A 16,054-nucleotide genomic window follows, 5' to 3' on the forward strand; every position below is an offset into this window, starting at 1 on the left:
GGGATGCATCCATGATGGACGTATCCCTGTTCGTTTGGAGTATATGGCTTCATGTCTGTCTTTTAGGGCAGGAAATAATGGAGCAATGCCTGCAAATCACGCTGAGCCGGGTGATCCGCGAAGTCGCCGATCATACGCTGGGCATGTTCCGCATAGGAACGGGCAAGCTCTTCGCTCTGCTCGATCGCGCCGGTTGCGGCGATGCGGTGGATGACGTCATCCATGTCTGCCGCGGCGGAATGAGGGCCGAGCTGCCTGATTCTAGGTGCAAGGGCAGGATCGTTTAGGGCGTAAAGCACCGGCAGCGTAATGTTGCCGTTTTGCAGGTCTGCGCCAGCCGGCTTGCCGATGGCCTCCCTGGGCTTCGTGAAATCGAGCAGGTCATCCCGGATTTGAAAGGCCATGCCGAGCGACTCCCCGAATTGAAAGAGCCGTTCAGCAGTTCCGGCATCCGCATGGGCTGCTTCCGCGCCCGCTTTCAGGCAGTGGGCCATCAACAGGGCCGTTTTGCAGCGCGTTTTCTCCAAATACTGCTCCATCGTCAGTCCGAAGTCGAAGCGGTGTTGAAGCTGATCGTATTCTCCCATGCAGAGCTCGGTGACCAGCGCCGCAAGCTCGGCTAATCGGTAGGCCTCGTCTTCGGAGACGTCTTCGCTGTTCCCGTCCGGGTCGCCGCCCGGATGACCGGCGGCCCATTCGATGGCACGGGCAATCATGTAGTTGCCGATGTGCACCGCCGTCTGGACATCGGTCGTCTCGTGCAGGGTCGGCATGCCGCGCCGCATATCGGATTGATCGATAATGTCATCGTGCACCAGCGAGGCCATGTGCAGATATTCAAGCAGTACGGCGGTTTTCATGACGGCCGGCTCATGGCCGCTTTCCCCGAAACGGCTGCCGAGCACGACCATAAGCGGGCGCAGCCGCTTGCCGCCGGCATTAATGAGATCCATGACGCTGCTCAGCACCACGGAGGAAGGGGGGAGGTCGCGGTCTGAGCTGACGACCTCCCGGAGCAGGCGATCGAAGGAAGCGAGATCCACTCCGATTCGGTTATGAAGGTTCATCTGTATCCGCGCCCCTTTCCATGGATGGCTCCTTACGCGCTCCGCTGCTCCAGATAGCTGCGGATTTCGCGCTTAAGCTCGTTGAATATCCTTTCGGGTGAAACGTTCTTGAGCAGGCTGAGCTGCATGCGCTTATGAAAGGGGAGAAGCCGGGACAGCAGCTTCCATTCCTTTCGCTTGACGGCAATCCGGTACATGAGTCCGGTCAAATAATCGCCGTCCAGCAGCAAACGCGTCAGTCTCTCGTTATCCTTCGCTTGCAGCTTGCCATGCTTGTTTAGCGCAGTATGAATCAGGATGCAGCAAGCCAGCACCGTCATTTTGCGTGAATAGGCGAGTTCATAAGCGTTGAGCATATCGGCGATGTCCCTCACCGGTCTGTTATCCATCTCCATCCAATCGATATCCGTTCCGGAATCGATATGCGACCGAAGCAGGTCGATCGTATCCTGTAATAGCTTCATATCCATCGTTATTGACTCCTTCCGGAAGGCTCGTGTTGATCAGAATGTGAATGTCGGCAGAACGGTTAGGGCTTGAGCTTGTTTCGGCAAAGCCGATACGATCAGCCCGTTCTATTGAATAGAGAAGAATTAGTCCGTATACACGTACCAGCGCCTTACGATCGGTATTCGTTTCCATACCTTTTTCAGCCAAGGGTACACATAGTAGTCAAGACCGAACGTGCTGCCCGATCCGCCGATCAAGGCGATTCCTGCTGCCAGATACCACAGCATTTCGTTAGGTGCCATACCCGATACCCAAACCATGGCGCCCATGGCGACGCTGGCTACGGCTGCAGGTGCCGTGAACAATCCGACGATCAGCAGGATGCCGACGATCAGCTCAGCCAATACCATCGAGGTCTGAAACACATAGGCAAGCGAAGTATAGCCGCCGTCTCCGGTATAGAACATCAGGTCCATCGACCAGTCGACGATGGATTTCAAGAAATCCGGCACCGGAAGGGCGGTGACCGCTTCTGCGGTATAAGCGGAGGCGGCGGACACCGCGTCTGCCGCTCCGGCTGCATCGGCGCCTGCAGCGGAAGCTGCGCTTACGCCGTCGGCTGCTTTGGCAGGAATGAGGAACATTTTATTCGGATCGTCAATGATCTTATGAATCTTATCCCACCCTTGGGACAGCCACATCCATCCGGCAAAAATCCGCAGCGGAACGAGCCAGAAATTCGGCGAGCGCTTGGCAAAATGCCCGCCCACGAAGCTGCGGTTGTTCCGGACATGGAAGAATTCATGCAGCATATAATGGTATACCTTGTTGAAGCCGCAAACCTGGAACAGATAGAGCATGTTGATCAGATGTTTGACCAGCATGGCCGGGAAGCCGCTGAGCCTGAACATATGGCCCGGCACGCCCACGTTGGCTACCCCGTAGCGGCTGCCGATACAGACCATCGTGCCGTGGAACGTCGGCTTGTAGGATTTCATCGGTTTGTTCGATATTTCAGCGACGATGTTATGCGCAATGACCGGGGCTGCGAGTTCCGCGTTTTCCACCATTTGAGGTACGGGTGCAGCCGCGCCCTCAGGAATGTAGAAGATATTGTCCCCGACGACATATACGTTCGGATGAGCAGGAACTTGCAGCTTGTCGTTGGTCAAAATCCGCTTGCGGCCTTTTTGCTCGACATCCATGCTGCCGACCACATCGGAGCCTTCCACCCCCGCGGTCCAAATAACGGTGCGGGATTTGATATCGCTGCCGCCGACGGTAACGCCGTCCGGCTTAACCTCCGTAATCTTGGAACCCGTGATGATGTTGACGTTCATTTTACGCAGCCGCTTCTCGGCTTTGCGTATTAACGGCTCCGGCAGGATCGGAAGGATCTTGTCGACCATGTCGGCAACGTGAAGCGTAACCTCGCTTGGATCCACGTAGAATTCCTTGCATAATTGCTGCGTGAACTCGGCCAACTCGCCGATCATTTCCACGCCGGTGAATCCGCCGCCGACAACGACGAAGGTCAGCATTTCCTTGCGGACCTGCGGGTTGCGCTCAAGAACCGCTTTGCGGAACATATTCAGGGTATGTTCTTTCAGGCGGACCGCATCATCGTAAGACCACAGGGTAAAGGCGTGTTGATCCGCACCCGGTATGCCGAAGAAGGTTGGCTTGCTGCCTGTACCGATGACTAAATAGTCGTAGTTGTAGGTCTGTTTCTCTCCCTGGAGCGTCTGGCCGTCAAAGTCGATGCCGCCGATTTCATCCAGCACCACGTCCACGTTCCGGAATCCGGAAAATACTTTTTTCAGGTCGATTTTGATGGAATCCTCCTCGACCCGGTTGGCGGCCACTTCATGAAGCTCGGTCAGCAGCGTATGATACGGCTTGCGGTCGATGAGCGTTATCCGCAAATCCTTCTGTTTGCGCAGTCGTTTAGCCAGCTTCTTGGCGGTAAGTATACCGCCGTATCCGCCGCCCAGCACGATAATCTGTTTCATGCGAATCTCCCCTCAAGGAATAGTTGTCTTCTTTCTATCGTACTTGTGGCTTATTTGGCGCCTTCGAGCGCTTTCGCTGCCAGTTCTACGAATCCGTTGACGTGGATGGATACACCGGAGATGGCATCGGTTTTGCCGTCTTCACCCGTTACGATGGCCTGCGGGTCTTGCTTTTCGATCAAATACTGCTCGGCTTGATAAGCCTGCTCGTGCCATTCGGATTGAGCCCCGCCGTTCTTCATGCCGTACTCGCCTGATTTGGAACGGGTGACTTTGTCGGTGCCTCCGTCTTTATGAACGCCGTTCCAGCTGACTGCGGCGATTTTACCGTTAATTACGGTAACGTCGACGGTTTCCTTCCAGCCGGATTTGGCATCGAAGTCAGCCGCTTCCGCGTGGTAGCTGCCGTCTTTGTATGGTCCTGCTTCAACAGGTCCCGCGGCCAGTGCTTTTGCTGCCAGTTCCGTAAAACCGTTGACATGGATCGATACCCCGGATACGGCATCCGTGCGGCCTTCGTCGTTCAAGGCGAGCCCTTCAACGGACTGCTGAGCCACCAGGTATTCCTCCATCTTGGCTGCCTGCTCATGCCATTCCGCTTGAGCGCCGCCTTTTTCCTTCATGCCGTAGAAGCCTTTTTCGGAAAATGTCTTTTTGTCCAACCCGCCGTCCTTATGAAGACCGTTCCAATTGGCGCTGACGATTTTACCGCCTTCGACTTTAATCGCGACGAGTTCCTTCCAGCCGGAATCCTCGGCAAATTCGCCTTCGGCGTAATATAAGCCGTCCTGCAGGGCCGTTCCTTCTTGGGCCGGTTGCTCCGCGTTTCCGGCATTATCCGTGTTTTGGCTCTCTGCCGGTTTGTCCGTGGTGACAGGCTCTTTGTCTCCGTTGCCTCCGCAGCCTACGAGCAGCGCGAACATCAACATGACGGAGAGGGATAGAGAGAGTGTCCTTTTCATTCTGGTTTCCTCCTATGATTTTGTGAATTACTTCACAAATATTGTTCTTGAGTTCATTGTATTCTGAAAAAGAATAGTTATCGGTGAAAAAAATCACAAACTGACGCGGTGCTTCATGTTCAGGCGAGCATGCTGAATTTCAGGAAGTTGAGCATCCGTCAAATAATGCCTCGAATGTCATCCAGGGATTGAATGCCCTCGTTCTCCATCAGTTGAATCAGTTCTTCAGCCAGGGTATCTCCCGCACGGAGGTTGATGAAGTTGTACGTACCGATTTGTACGGCTGCGGCACCTGCCATGATGAATTCGAGGATATCCTCGGCACTGCAGATGCCGCCGATTCCCACCACCGGGATGGACACCGACCGGGCCACCTGATGGACCATCCGCAGGGCAATCGGCTTAATCGCCGGCCCGGATAATCCGGCGTACGCTCTGTCAAAAACGCTGCGACGTTCCCGAATATCAATCGCCATCGCTTGAATCGTATTGATTAGCGAGAGGCCGTCGGCCCCTTCGGCTTCACACATCCGTGCCATTTCCCTCAAATCCTTCGCCCCGGGAGAGAGCTTGACGAGCAGAGGCAGCGTGGTGGCGTTGCGGACTGCGCGAACCACCTCTCGAGCCTGCTCATTCTCGATGCCGAAGGCAAGCCCGCCTTCCTTGATGTTGGGACAGGAGATGTTAAGCTCGATCATGTCGACGGCCCGTTTGCCGGCTGAGCGCAGCTTGCTGCTGGCTTCGGTAAGCAGCTCGGCGCCCTCCGCATATTCCCGTACAGTGCCGCCGCCGAGATTGACGATGACCGCTGTCCCGTGCGAAGTCATGTCGGATAATTCGTGCTCCAGAAAAGCCCGGATTCCCGGATTCTCCAGGCCGACGCTGTTCATGATGCCCGATGGCGTTTCATAGATCCGCGTACCCGTATTGCCTAGCCGCGGGGTCAGGGTCAATCCCTTGGAGACAATGCCCCCGAGCTTGCGAAGCGGATACAGATCCGCATACGGTTTGCCGAAACCGAACGTGCCCGAGGCTGCTAATATCGGATTCGACAGCGGCACTCCCGCCAGTTCACAATCGATGGAGATCATTCCAGTTCACCTCCTTCGCCAGAAATACGGGGCCGTCGGTGCACGCCTTGCGGTTCGAACCCGCGGCAGTTAACGTGCAGCTGTTGCATGCCCCGATGCCGCAGCCCATTCGCTTCTCGATGGAAACGTGGAGCTTCGCGTTTGTACCTTCGGCTTTTTGCGCCAAGCTGTGCATCATCCCAACCGGGCCGCAGGCAAGTATCGTGTCATAGCGGCTCGGGTCCACTGCATCGACGATGGTGCCGCCGGACTTCACCGTGACATCCCGGCTGATTTCGTGGAATCCGTTGACCCCGAAGGGAACGCCGGCGTATCCCAGATACACGCTGGCTTCGGGAATTTCCTTAGCTGCGAGCAGCAGCGGAGCCACTCCGATACCGCCTCCCACCAATGCCGTCCGTCCTTGGGGTTCAGGAAACCCTTGCCCGAAAGGCCCTTCCAGCTGTATTTTGTCACCCGCTTGAAGCGCCGACAGCAGCCACGTACCGGTTCCCTGCACGCGATATAAGAAGGAAACGGAATCCTCCGTCAGGTTATGAACGCTGATCGGCCGTGACAGCACGGGATAGGCATCCCAGCAGCGAAGCATGAAGAACTGTCCCATTCGTGCCGAATAGCTGCCTTGAACGGTAAGTCGATAGATGCGATGGGCCAGTCTGACATTTTGAATAACAAGGGCCACGTTCTCATTCTCCTCCCTTGGCGTACTTTTTCCGCCCGCTATGTTCCTTGCTACAGTATCACAGACAGATAAGGCTACCTGTGACATTTCTCATATTCGGACGTTGCCGAGGCTTGATACTTTTTGTATACATAACGCTAGGCGAGAAAAGGGTGGGGATCATACATGAAAACACTAGTGATCGTTGCACATCCGGGTCTGCATGAGGGATCACGGATCAATCGCGAGCTAACCGAAACGGTGGGACATCATCCTGAGGTGACGGTGCATGACCTGTATCAGCGGTATCCGGATGGCATCATCGACATCGCGGCCGAACAGCAATTGCTGCTTCGGCATGACCGCATCGTGTTTCAGTTCCCTTTCTGGTGGTACAGCTCGCCGCCTCTTCTGAAGCATTGGTTCGACGAGGTGCTGACCTTCGGATAGGCTTATGGCCCGGGCGGCGACAAGCTCCGGGGGAAAGAGTGGGGCGTGGCCGTGACGACCGGCGGAGCAGCGGAAGCCTATGGCAACGCAGGATATAACCGATACACGGTGGAAGAGCTCACCCGGCCTTTTGAAGTGACGGCCAGTCTGGTAGGGGCGGTCTACTTGCCGGTATTTACCGTGCATAATGCCATGCAGCTGACAGATGAAGAGCTGCGGCGTCATGCTGAGGATTTTGCGCTGCACGTGACAGGCGCGGTGAGGGCCGGATAAGGGTTACTAATGAAAACGAAAGTTCCTGTCTTCTAAAGTGATAGTTCGATTATCGGTGATGATGGGCAAAACGGCAGGTTGTATGCTCCAAACTATAATTGGTGATTATGGGCGGCGGATGCTCATTAAAAGTGAAGAAAAGAATGGCTGATACATGAGCCTGGCGGCAAAAGCTGCCGGGCTTTTCGGTGTTCTGGCAAATTGACGAATCGCCCGATCATTCGAAAACATGCGTTGCATTGTGGAGTCGCTTATTCTATACTCATATACATAGTTATACGATACATAGATTACCTAGGTATTGGAGTGATAGGGAAATGGGCATTAACAAAGAGCTGCTGAAAGGCAGCACCGTCATTTTATTGCTTACCGTGTTGAACAAGCGGGAAATGTACGGGTACGAGCTGATCAAGGAGATTGAGCAAAGCTCAGATGGGGTGTTCCTCATGAAGGAAGGCACGTTATACCCGATTCTGCACACGCTGGAGGCGGAAGGTTGGCTGGATTCCTCCTGGAGCCAGCATGATGGACGCAAACGGAAATATTACCGGATTACCGAGCGCGGCAGGGAGCAGCTCCATGAGAAGACCAAGGAGTGGGTTAAATTCCGGACGGCGGTGGATACAGTCATCGGGGAGGGAAGCTAGCGTGCGATCGGTTGAAGAATACAAGGTTGTCCAAGACTTCCTGACCCAGGTGTGCAAGCAGGTACGCGCAAGAGCCATGCATCCGGAAATCCGCGAAGAACTGCTCGGCCATATTGAGGAGCGGACGGAGCTTCTGATGCTGGAGGGAAATGCGGAGGAGCCGGCGGTGCAGGAAGCGGTGAAACAGATGGGGGATCCGGGGGATATCGGCAAAAGCCTGCATTTGGCCCATCGGCCTCAGTTGGATTGGAAGCTGCTTATCCTGCTGGCTTTGCTTTCGCTGATTGGGTTGTTCGGGGCACTGAGCGTGGATTATTCCGGTACGGAAAAGATCACAGATATGTTCGCGAGAAAAGTTGTGTTCTTCGGTATCGGCTTGATCCTTCTCATCGGTTTCTATTTCTTGGACTACAGAAAGCTGAAGAAGTATTCCGGGGCTTTGTTTTTTATCATGCTATGCCTGATGGCGATGACGGAATTTTTCGGGACGAATATAAATGGAGCCAACCTCTATCTTCACGTCGGGCCTATTGTGATTCCCATGCTTGGAACGGTGTCCGTCTTTATTCTCCTCTTCTCCTTGGCAGGCATGAAGCCTGCGAATCGGTGGGGACCATGGGAGGCTGTATTCCACATCCTGTATCGGGGTGGGCTGCCGATCGCACTGTACAGCATGAGTGGTTCGATGGTGTATATGTTCATTTATTTGCTAGGATTCCTGATACTGACCTGGACGACGAAAAGGAATATTAAACAATTTGCGGTACTAACATTACTGTCGTTTATTGGTGTGGTTTATATTCTGTTTACTAAAAGGATATACCTCATGTGGAGATTGGAGGGGCTCGAAGACCGCGAGGGGGATGGCGGTTATTTCATGCGGGTCATCACGGATGCCGTTTCTTCCGCCGGCTGGTTCGGTCAAGGCTTTGCTGCGCCAAATCCAGGGATCCCGTACGTTTATAGCGACTCCATATACCCCTATCTGATTTATTGCTTCGGTTGGATGTTTGGCATCGTGGTGGGCATGGTCGTTCTTTTGTTCCTCGCCAGAATGTGGAGCATAGCCCATGTACTTCACGATTCCTACGGGAAAAATATCGTGACCGGCGTCATCGTAGTAATGGGACTGCGCCTGCTCATGCCAATCCTGATGGGACTGGGAGTGGTACCCATTGTGAGCCTGGACTTTCCTTTTATCTCGTATGGCGGCGTCAACAACATGCTGGATTTTGCCATAGTCGGCCTGCTCCTCTCCATTTACAGACGCAAAAACATGATCCCAAGCGAGGTGGGAGAAGCGGCTCCTTTGAAGGCGGCTTAGTGGAGGGTCAATATCTACGCAGCCGCTTCTATTTTAATCGGACAGACTTATCGAACAACACCTGCTGTTTTAACTTACAAGATGACCAGATAACTCTCTTCGGATTGGCTCGGGAGGAACGGGATTCAATAAACCACGGATGTTCATCCGAGGTTTGATTGAGCACCGCATCCATCTTGAGGAGAGTTATCTTTTTTTATCATAAAAAATTGTATAAATATTCATTTTTAAACTAATAACCCCTATTTATATTTGAGCCTATGCCATCGAAATTTATGGAATTCAAACGATAACTTACATTCTGGTCAAGGAGGAACCGCATGCGGCAAATGGAGGGAAATATAGTTGTCCGGCAATTTTTGGACCGTGTGTGCAAGCAAGTGCGCACGAGGCAAATGCATCCCGAGATTCGAGAGGAGCTGCTGGGTCATATTGAGGATCGGACCGAACTGCTGATGCTGGAGGGACTTCCAGAAGAGTTCGCTATACAGGAAGCGGTGAAACAAATGGGGGATCCGGGGGATATCGGCAAAAACCTGCATATGGCTCATCGGCCACAGTTGGATTGGAAGCTGCTCGCTATGCTGGCTCTGTTTTTAATCATTGGACTGGTTGGCATGTTGAGTGTTTATTACGGGGATGAAAGGTATTCCGTTAGTCTTGTAGAGAGGAAGTTGTTTTACTTCGGAATCGGAGTTTTATTCCTGATAGGCTTTTATTTTCTAGATTATCGAAAGCTAAAGAAATACGCGGCCCCTGTGTTTTTCTTTATCGTTATTTTAATGGCCGTTTCATTGGTCTATGGGCAACTGCACAATATGAGAACTGCCTATATTAACATAGGTCACATTGGAGTCAATATCATCACTTTTTCCTTGATACCGCTTCTGCTCGCTTTGGCAGGGATGAAGCCTGCCAGTCAATGGGGACGGTGGGAGACAGCCTGGAACATCCTCTATCGAGGAGTACTGCCTGTAGTTCTCTATAGCATAAGCAGCTCTATTATCTACACGTACATCTATGTGATCGGGTTCCTGGTTTTAACATGGAGAACAAGTAACAGCATGAAGCAATTCGTTATGATCGCCGCGCTGTCTCTTACAGTACTACTTAGCTTTCTCTTCACTCAGACGGATCATTTACTGTTTCGGTGGAGAGAATTTATGAATCCTTCTGCAAATGAAATGTGGTATATGGGGAATAACGCCGATGCCATCCAAGCAGCGGGTTGGTTTGGACAAGGTTTTGGCCAAGCTGCACCAAAGATCCCATATGTCCTTTATGATAACGTGTTTCCATACCTCATCTATTGCTTCGGCTGGTTGTTCGGGGTTGTGGTTGGCGTACTGATTCTGCTGTTCCTCGTTAGACTATGGAATATTTCTACGGTTCACAAGGATCCTTATGCGAAGCATATCGCTGCATTACTCATCGTTGTCTTTGGATTTCGGCTGCTATGGCCGCTGCTCATGGGGCTCGGCATACTTCCAAAGGTTACATTGGATCCACCCTTCTTCTCTTACAGCGGGATGAACCAAATCCTGGACATGGCGGCAGTCGGCCTGCTCCTCTCCATTTATAGGCGCAAAAACATGATCCCAAGCGAGGTGGGAGAAGCGGCTCCTTTGAAGGCGGCTTAGTGGAGGTCGCTGAAGATCATTCTTCGATTTCGGTTAGCAGGCTAAAATTTATTAAAAGAAAAAGCGAGATCTTGGGCTCTCGCTTTTTTCTCGTTTATAGAGAAGCGTCATCATTCGTTCGGTGGCGTATAAGCTATACCTTCTCCAACGTACCGGCCGCAATCTCTTCAATATAGTGACAGGCCGCCTGATGACCTCTCTGCTCTTCGACTTCCCGAAGCATCGGCGCCTCGGATCGGCAGCGATCCGTGGCATACATGCAGCGGGTATGAAACCGGCAGCCGGAAGGCGGGTTGATCGGGGACGGAACATCCCCTTTGAGAATGATGCGTTCCTTCTTGCGCTCGGGATCCATTGTGGGGATGGCCGATAGCAGAGCGCGGGTGTAGGGATGCTGCGGGCGCCGGAAGAGAGAGTGTTTATCCGCGATTTCCACGATCGTCCCCAGATACATCACGATAATTCGGTCCGAAATATGCCGGACGACCCCAAGATCATGAGAGATGAACAGATAGGTCAGCTTGAATTCGGTTTGCAGCGATTTCATCAGATTGAGTACCTGTGCCTGGATGGACACGTCGAGCGCGGAGACCGCTTCATCACTGATGATCAGCTTGGGGTTCACGGACAAGGCACGGGCGATCCCGATTCGCTGCCTTTGTCCGCCGCTGAATTCATGAGGGTACCGATTGGCTTGATAGGCGGCCAGGCCGACCGTTTCCAAAAGCTCGATGGCACGGGACCGACGATCCTTCTTTGGCACGACATTTTGGATGTCCATCGCTTCTTCGAGTACTTGGAGGGCTGTTTTTCTGGGATTAAGCGAAGCGTAGGGGTCCTGAAAAATCATCTGCAGGTCTTTACGCCTTCGGGTCATCTGCGCTTTGTTCAGGGTGAGCAGATCGGTTCCCTCGAACAGCACCTCACCGGAGGTCGGTTCGTCCAGTCTCAGAATAGCCCTGCCCGTGGTTGATTTACCGCAGCCGGATTCACCCACGATACTGACGGTTTCCCCTTCGTGCACAGAGAACGAAATGTCATCCACGGCTTTGACGACGTTGACGGTACGGCCCAGGATGCCGCCTTTGATCGGAAAATACTGCTTGAGGTTTTTGACGGTTAACAGCTCTTTGCTCATGACAGTACGTTCACCTCGCTTTCCGGTTCCCACTGATCGGTGTATTTCCAGCACCTGACTTGTTGGTTATCATCCAGTACCTGAAGCTCCGGCAGTTTGTCGTAACACAGCTTGGCTGCATGGGGGCAGCGGGGGGCGAAGCGGCAGCCTTCCTGCGGATCATAGGGGCTCGGAACCGAGCCCTTAATCGGCTCCAGCGTTTCCTTATCGATATCATGCCGCGGCAGCGAGTTCATTAGGCCGATGGTGTAGGGGTGTTTCGGATGCTTGAACAGGGTCCGCACATCGGAATATTCCACCACCTTTCCGCAGTACATGACCGCCACGTCATCGCAGGTTTCCGCAACGATGCCCAGATCATGGGTGATAAAAATAATCGACATCTGCAGCTTCTGCTGCAGCTCCTTCATCAGCTCCAAAATTTGAGCCTGAATGGTCACATCGAGCGCCGTGGTCGGCTCGTCTGCAATGAGCAGATCCGGATTGCATGCCAGCGCCATGGCAATCATGACACGTTGACGCATACCCCCGGACAGCTGAAAAGGGTACTGCCGGACTCTTTTTTCCGGGGAGGGGATGCCGACCAGCCTCAACATCTCGACGGCTTTGTCCATGGCTTGTTTTTTACTCAGATTTTCATGGATTTGATAGGCCTCCGCGATCTGGTCGCCGACGGTGAAGACCGGATTGAGCGAAGTCATCGGCTCCTGGAAGATCATCGAGATTTGATTGCCCCGGATTTTCCGCATCTGCCGGTCCGATTGTTTGAGCAGATTCTCGCCGTTATACAGGATTTCGCCTCCGACGATTCGCCCCGGATCAAAGATCAGCCGCAGGATGGACAGGGACAGTATGCTTTTTCCTGAACCGGATTCGCCCACGATCCCGAGCGTCCTCCCCTTGCGTACGGTTAGGCTGATATCATCCACGGCTTTCACTTCGCCCAGTTCGGTAAAAAAAGAGGTGCGCAGGTTCTTGATCGTCAGCAGGTTTGGTGCGTGCTCTTCCATCTTGTCGTAGCTCCCTTCGCTTTTGAATGGTCTGACTGTATTTGCGATGATGAGGACTGTGGTTCTGTTATTTTTGATTTTCAGCTTTTGTGTGCATGGACTGAAAACGGCTCAGTTCGCCGCTTTAGCTTAGTTGAGGACTCTGGTTCCGCTATTACTTGATTTTCTGCCTTTTTGCAGCAGGTTGAGGACACCAGATCCGCTATTGCGAGATATTTTAGGATTAATCGGTGATTTCGGGCGCATTAACGGATCGTGTGTCCGCATAGCCTCGAAAATAGGTCGATTATTGGCAAATAGCGGAACATGTGTCCGGATGGGCTCCCCAAATGGCTCGATTAGCAGATCGTAAGTGCGCACGGGCTACCCAACGGCTCAATTACAGTAATTAGTGGGTTGAATGTCCGCATGGATTCGAAAAATAGTCGGTTATTAGCAAATAGCGGATCGTGTGTCCGAATGCCCCCCAAACGGCAGGATTACAGTGATTAGTGATGACCCGTAGCTTCTGTAATCTCGGGTGTACATGGACTTAAAATGAACTCAGTTGGCCACATTAGCTAGTTGAGGACTCTGGTTCCGCTATTTCATTAAATTCCGCCTTTTAGCAGCAGGCTGAGGACACCAGATCCGCTATTGCGAGATATTCCGGGAATAATCGGTGATTTCGGGCGCATTAACGGATCGTGTGTCCGCGTGGATTCGAAAATAGGTGGATTATCGGCAAATAGCGGATCATGTGTCCGGACGGGCTCCCCAAATGGCTCGATTAGCAGATCGTAAGTGCGCACGGGCTACCCAACGACTCAATTACAGTAATTAGTGGGTTGAATGTCCGCATGGATTCGAAAAATAGGTCGGATATCAGCAAATAGCGGATCGTGTGTCCGAATGAGCCCCCAAACGGCAGGATTACAGTGATTAGTGATGGCCCGTAGCTTCTGTAAACTCGGGTGTGCATGGACTTAAAATGAACTCAGTTGGCCGCATTAGCGTAGTTGAGACTCTGGTTCCGCTATTACTTGATTTTCTGCCTTTTAGCAGCAGGTTGAGACACCAGATCCGTTATTGCGAGATATTTCAGGATTAATCCGTGATTTAGAGCGCATTAACGGATCGTGTGTCCGCGTGGACTCGAAAATAGGTCGGTTATCGGCAAATAGCGGATCATGTGTCCGGACGGGCTCGGGCTCTCCAAATGGCTCGAGTACACTAATTAGCGGGTTAAATGTCCGCATAGCCTCGAAATTGTACCAATTATCGGCAAATAGCGGATCGTGTGTCCGGATGGGCTCCCCAAACGGCTCAATTACAGTAATCAGCGGTTTATAATATAAGTCCGCAATGAGCCCAAAACAGCTCGATTTTCGGCAGATAGCGAATCCCGCCGTGTCCGCCTACACTCAACCAGCGATCGACGAAAAATCGCCAATCAATCGAAATCAATGCGCTTGTTGAAGTACCGGTAGGAGATGTCCACGAGCAGATTCACGAGTACAAACATGATCGAGAGCACAAGCACGGTTGCCTGTACGACCGGGAAATCCCGCGCCCGGATCGAGTCGATGACGTACCGTCCCATGCCGTTCACGGCAAATACGGACTCGGTCAGCACCGCCCCGCCCAGCAGGCCTCCAAATTCCAGGCCGATGACGGTAATGACGGGAATCATGGCATTTTTCAAGGCATGCCGGTAGATGATGACGCGCTCCCGGACGCCCTTTGCCTGGGCGGTTCGGATGTAGTCCTGGCCGATGACCTCCAGCATGCTGGACCGGGTCATTCGGGCAATAATCGCGGCGCCCCCGGTCCCGAGCGTGATCACGGGCAGGACGGTTTGCGACCACGTGCCCCAGCCGGAGGGACGGAACCAGCCCAGATCCACGGCAAAATATTGGATCAGCATGAGCCCCAGCCAGAAGTTCGGCATCGACAGCCCGAACAGGGCGATGAACATGACGCCGATATCGGCGGGGGAGCTTTTTTTGACGGCGGAGATGATGCCGGCCAGAATGCCGAGGAATACGGCCAGGATCGTTGAGTACACGGCAAGCTCAACGGTGATCCAGAACCGGCTTTTGAAAATTTCATCGGCGATGGGGCGACTGCTGCGGATCGAATCTCCCAAATCCCCCTGAAGCAAACCGCTGACGTAGTTCCAATACTGAAGCGGCAGCGGATCGTTCAATCCGAGGTTCTCGCGGATCTTCTCGACCTGCTCCTTGGGCGCCCCTTCCCCGATAATGACCTGCGCCGCATCTCCCGGAATGAGGTGCATCAGCAGGAAGACAACGATGGTCACGCCAATGACGACAGGTATCGTTTGAATCAGCCTTCGAATGGAATAGATGAGCATGGCCCGGCAGCTCCCTTCATTATTTTTTCATTTTCGGGTCAAGGACATCCCGCAAACCGTCACCCAGCAGATTAAATGCGATGACAACGAACACGATCGACAAGCCGGGAAACAGGGCCACATGAGGGTGGTCCATGATATAGTTGCGCCCATCATTCAGCATGGCTCCCCACTCCGGCGTGGGCGGCTGCGCGCCAAGACCGAGGAAGGACAGGCCGCTGGCGGTCAGGATCGCTACCGCAATCCGCAGCGTCGCCTGCACGATGATAGGGGATGTGATATTCGGCAAAATATGCCCGAAGATGATTCGGCCATCGCTGGCGCCCAACGAACGCATAGCATCAATATATTCGAGCTTGCGGACGGCCAGCGTGGAGCCCCGAACGACTCTGGCAAAGGTAGGGATCGAAAAAATACTGACGGCAATGATCACGTTGAACAGGTTTTTTCCAAGGACGCTGACAACCGCCAATGCCAGCAGAATGCCGGGAAACGCCAGCATGACATCGGTCACTCTCATAATGATCGCATCCCATTTACCTCCGTAATAGCCCGAGATGATTCCGAGCACGACACCAAAGGCTGCACCGATGATCACCGAGATAAAGCCGACCGAGAGCGTGAGACGCATGCCATGAATAATCCGCGTGAAAATATCCCGCCCGTTGTGGTCCGTACCAAACCAATGGTCGGCGGACGGCTTCAGCAGTTTCGTAGAATAATCCACTTTGGTCGGATCATACTGGGTGAGCAGGGGGCCGAAAATCGCGATAAGGATCATCAGCAGGAGAAAATAGCCCCCGAATAAGGCCGCTTTGTTCTTCTTCAGACGGTGGTAGAAAGATTTCCATTGTACAAGGCGGGTTCCACTAGGGAGCGATTCTGTTGTTCTGGCATCAGCGGTCATGTTAGGCACGTGAAATCATCCTTTCTCCAAGTATGGATGTCAGCATTGATGTCGTATAAACGTGAG

13 protein-coding genes and 2 pseudogenes are annotated in these 16,054 nt (G+C 53.0%); 4 read left to right on the plus strand and 11 right to left on the minus strand.

Annotated elements, in window-relative coordinates:
* Positions 1-62: 62 nt before the first annotated feature.
* From MHI43_RS02100 to MHI43_RS02125, 6 genes are all read right to left on the minus strand, one after another.
* Positions 63-1,067: a polyprenyl synthetase family protein gene (locus MHI43_RS02100; protein WP_012818623.1), complete on the minus strand. Its 1,005-nt coding sequence runs from the start codon at positions 1,065-1,067 to the stop codon at positions 63-65.
* Between the two features lie 32 nt (positions 1,068-1,099).
* Complete coding sequence (locus MHI43_RS02105; RefSeq protein WP_009593826.1) at positions 1,100-1,537, minus strand: hypothetical protein; 438 nt, start codon at positions 1,535-1,537, stop codon at positions 1,100-1,102.
* Between the two features lie 123 nt (positions 1,538-1,660).
* Positions 1,661-3,529 carry an FAD-dependent oxidoreductase gene (locus MHI43_RS02110; protein WP_012818624.1) on the minus strand — a complete coding sequence of 623 codons (1,869 nt, stop codon included), beginning with the start codon at positions 3,527-3,529 and terminating at the stop codon, positions 1,661-1,663.
* A 50-nt stretch (positions 3,530-3,579) separates the two neighbouring features.
* Complete coding sequence (locus MHI43_RS02115) at positions 3,580-4,491, minus strand: FMN-binding protein (protein WP_012818625.1); 912 nt, start codon at positions 4,489-4,491, stop codon at positions 3,580-3,582.
* Positions 4,492-4,649: 158 nt separating this feature from the next.
* Positions 4,650-5,582 carry a dihydroorotate dehydrogenase gene (locus tag MHI43_RS02120; RefSeq protein WP_012818626.1) on the minus strand — a complete coding sequence of 311 codons (933 nt, stop codon included), beginning with the start codon at positions 5,580-5,582 and terminating at the stop codon, positions 4,650-4,652.
* A complete protein-coding gene (locus MHI43_RS02125; protein WP_012818627.1) occupies positions 5,563-6,264 on the minus strand; it encodes a dihydroorotate dehydrogenase electron transfer subunit in 702 nt (233 codons plus the stop codon). Before MHI43_RS02125 ends, MHI43_RS02120 begins: the two co-directional genes overlap by 20 nt.
* A gap of 165 nt (positions 6,265-6,429) precedes the next feature.
* Here MHI43_RS02125 and MHI43_RS02130 point away from each other — a divergent pair.
* The 3 genes and pseudogenes from MHI43_RS02130 to MHI43_RS02140 all read left to right on the plus strand — a co-directional run bounded on the left by MHI43_RS02130 (position 6,430) and on the right by MHI43_RS02140 (position 8,937).
* Positions 6,430-6,966, plus strand: a pseudogene (locus MHI43_RS02130) (NAD(P)H-dependent oxidoreductase).
* Positions 6,967-7,283: 317 nt separating this feature from the next.
* Positions 7,284-7,613, plus strand: coding sequence for a helix-turn-helix transcriptional regulator (locus tag MHI43_RS02135; RefSeq protein WP_009595865.1), 330 nt, complete (start codon positions 7,284-7,286; stop codon positions 7,611-7,613).
* Between the two features lies 1 nt (position 7,614).
* Complete coding sequence (locus MHI43_RS02140) at positions 7,615-8,937, plus strand: FtsW/RodA/SpoVE family cell cycle protein (RefSeq protein ID WP_012818628.1); 1,323 nt, start codon at positions 7,615-7,617, stop codon at positions 8,935-8,937.
* Positions 8,938-9,031: 94 nt separating this feature from the next.
* On the opposite strand, the pseudogene MHI43_RS02145 reads toward MHI43_RS02140, so the two are convergent.
* Positions 9,032-9,118 (minus strand): annotated as a pseudogene (locus MHI43_RS02145) (alpha-amylase family glycosyl hydrolase); the annotation flags it as partial.
* 139 nt (positions 9,119-9,257) lie between these two features.
* Here MHI43_RS02145 and MHI43_RS02150 point away from each other — a divergent pair.
* Positions 9,258-10,577 carry an FtsW/RodA/SpoVE family cell cycle protein gene (locus MHI43_RS02150; RefSeq protein ID WP_012818629.1) on the plus strand — a complete coding sequence of 440 codons (1,320 nt, stop codon included), beginning with the start codon at positions 9,258-9,260 and terminating at the stop codon, positions 10,575-10,577.
* Between the two features lie 133 nt (positions 10,578-10,710).
* Here MHI43_RS02150 and MHI43_RS02155 read toward each other — a convergent pair whose 3' ends face one another.
* The 4 genes from MHI43_RS02155 to nikC all read right to left on the minus strand — a co-directional run bounded on the left by MHI43_RS02155 (position 10,711) and on the right by nikC (position 15,988).
* Positions 10,711-11,715 (minus strand): dipeptide ABC transporter ATP-binding protein, encoded by a 1,005-nt coding sequence (locus MHI43_RS02155; protein ID WP_012818630.1) that lies wholly within the window; start codon positions 11,713-11,715, stop codon positions 10,711-10,713.
* Positions 11,712-12,725, minus strand: coding sequence for an ABC transporter ATP-binding protein (locus MHI43_RS02160; protein WP_012818631.1), 1,014 nt, complete (start codon positions 12,723-12,725; stop codon positions 11,712-11,714). Before MHI43_RS02160 ends, MHI43_RS02155 begins: the two co-directional genes overlap by 4 nt.
* 1,432 nt (positions 12,726-14,157) lie before the next feature.
* On the minus strand, positions 14,158-15,081 hold the full coding sequence (locus tag MHI43_RS02165) for an ABC transporter permease (protein ID WP_012818632.1): 924 nt from the start codon (positions 15,079-15,081) through the stop codon (positions 14,158-14,160).
* A 19-nt stretch (positions 15,082-15,100) separates the two neighbouring features.
* Positions 15,101-15,988, minus strand: a complete 888-nt coding sequence (gene nikC, locus MHI43_RS02170) for a nickel transporter permease (protein ID WP_235201870.1) — start codon at positions 15,986-15,988, stop codon at positions 15,101-15,103.
* Between the last annotated feature and the right edge of the window lie 66 nt (positions 15,989-16,054).

This window comes from Paenibacillus sp. FSL H8-0457 (assembly GCF_038051935.1).
Taxonomy (GTDB): Bacteria; Bacillota; Bacilli; order Paenibacillales; family Paenibacillaceae; genus Paenibacillus_AQ; species Paenibacillus_AQ lautus_A.